This is a genomic window from Mesorhizobium sp. M7A.F.Ca.US.006.04.2.1, assembly GCF_004022915.1.
Lineage (GTDB): Bacteria > Pseudomonadota > Alphaproteobacteria > Rhizobiales > Rhizobiaceae > Mesorhizobium > Mesorhizobium ciceri.
The window spans coordinates 1-876 of the sequence record NZ_RZQA01001424.1 but is presented as its reverse complement, the minus strand read 5'-3'; the positions used below and the strand labels follow the sequence as shown (position 1 = coordinate 876).

At 62.7% G+C, this 876-nt stretch carries 1 protein-coding gene; it reads left to right on the top strand.

Features of this window, described 5'->3' with window-relative positions; genetic code table 11:
* On the top strand, positions 1-827 hold an 827-nt coding region (locus EN925_RS37800), incomplete at its 5' end, for a DUF3137 domain-containing protein (RefSeq protein WP_128337460.1).
* Between the last annotated feature and the right edge of the window lie 49 nt (positions 828-876).

The window sequence follows — 876 nt, the reverse complement described above, 5'->3', positions numbered from 1 at the left end:
CCGTGGTGCTGGTCGCCTGGCTGTTCAACAAGGTCGCCGACCCCAACGAGCAATGGGTCTCGACGCCGCATGTATTTCTCTATGTGATCGGCTTCGCGGCTTCGATCCTGCTCTATTTCCAGGCCAGGAAACCGGCGACGCGGCTGCAGCAATCGTTCCGCGAGACGCTGCTGCCGATCATATTCGGCTTCATCGCCGACATGCGCTACCAGCATGGCGTGACGCCGAATTCCTTCGACCGGTTGCCGCGCACGGCGGTTGGTCCGTTCAACCGGCAGGCGTTCGACGACATCGTGGCGGGCCGCTATGAGGGGTTTCCGTTCGAACTGTACGAGGCGCATCTGCGGGAAGGGTCGGGCAAGGGCTCCTCGACCGCCTTCCAGGGCGTCATCGTCGCTTTCGAGACCATCGCGCCGTTTCCCGGCATATTGGTGGCGACGCGGCGGACCAACGCGGTGATCAGCTTCTTTCGCGGCATATTTGCCAGCAAGCTGCAAGAGCTGTCCAGCGGCGATGCTTTGCTCGATGCCGCCTACGAGTTCCGCACCGACAATCTCGGGGCGGCACAGCCATTGGTGAGCGGCCGGCTGGCGCAGGCGCTGAAATGGCTTGGCGAAACCTGGCCGGACGACCCAGCCCGCGTCGCGCTCAACGGCAGCGATGGTTTCCTACTGTTGCCGCAGACGAAGAACTTCTTCGAGCTGCCGGATATTTCGGTGCCGCTCGACTACAGCAGGCATGTCGCGCCGATGATATCGGACATGGGCGCGATGCTGGCGACGGCGGCACTTGTGCGCAAGATCGGCGCGAAGGACGAAGCGGGTTGATCGGGCTGCGCTTTCAGCACTCGAAGCCGTATTTGTCACGCATGTAGTC